Source organism: Oleiphilus sp. HI0067, assembly GCF_001635735.1.
This window is the reverse complement of sequence record NZ_LWFI01000237.1, coordinates 1-658: the sequence shown is the minus strand read 5'-3', so window position 1 is coordinate 658 and position 658 is coordinate 1. Positions and strand designations below refer to the sequence as shown.

Genomic DNA, 658 nt, shown 5'->3' with positions numbered 1-658 from the left:
TTAGATACGCGATCAAAATATATTGGCGATTCACTGGAAGATCTTTATGATCCGTTAACAATGCCTGCTGATCTGTTTAAAGCCCATCAAGAACTAGATAAATCCGTAGACGCTCTTTACACTAAGAAAAAGTTTAAGAGCGAAGCTAATAGAGTTGCGTTCCTATTCGACAAATATCAGGAAGCAGCAAGTTTTTTACCCTAAAGCAAATAAAAAGTAGAGAGTTTTTGAGAACGGGGGCGTTTTTTAACACGGGTCTACGTCCCTGCATAATCACTCTACATTTTAATCTAGAGCTTTATCTAACATAAACGCTTGAATTTTCTCCAAAGGCTCTCTCAAACGCTCTACATCGGCAATGACATAGCGCGCGGTAATATCACCCGATGTTGAGTGATTAACCAAGCTTTTAAGTGCGTACTGAGAGATATCTAAGCTTTCGGCAACCGTTGTAAAGGTTCTTCGTAAATCGTGATAGGTAAACTGTATTCCTGTTTCCTCGATCACTTTATCCATTAAGTAGTTAAACGAATCAATATAGCCATGTTTTGAGCGCTCGCTCGCGAACACATAGCCTTTCTTACGCCGTTTGAAATTTGTTTGTCTGTCGGGTTAATTGGGAATGGAAAATTATTGAATACTATTTTAATAGAGTATT

Annotated in this window: 2 protein-coding genes; one reads left to right on the top strand and one right to left on the bottom strand. The window is 38.3% G+C overall.

Going from position 1 to position 658, the window contains the following annotated elements:
* The coding region (locus A3739_RS30655) for a type IIL restriction-modification enzyme MmeI (protein ID WP_231876987.1) at positions 1-204 on the top strand (204 nt) is incomplete at its 5' end.
* An 81-nt stretch (positions 205-285) separates the two neighbouring features.
* On the opposite strand, the gene A3739_RS03120 is transcribed toward A3739_RS30655, so the two are convergent.
* Entirely contained in the window at positions 286-570 is a 285-nt protein-coding gene (locus A3739_RS03120; RefSeq protein WP_068500272.1) for a hypothetical protein, read from the bottom strand.
* Between the last annotated feature and the right edge of the window lie 88 nt (positions 571-658).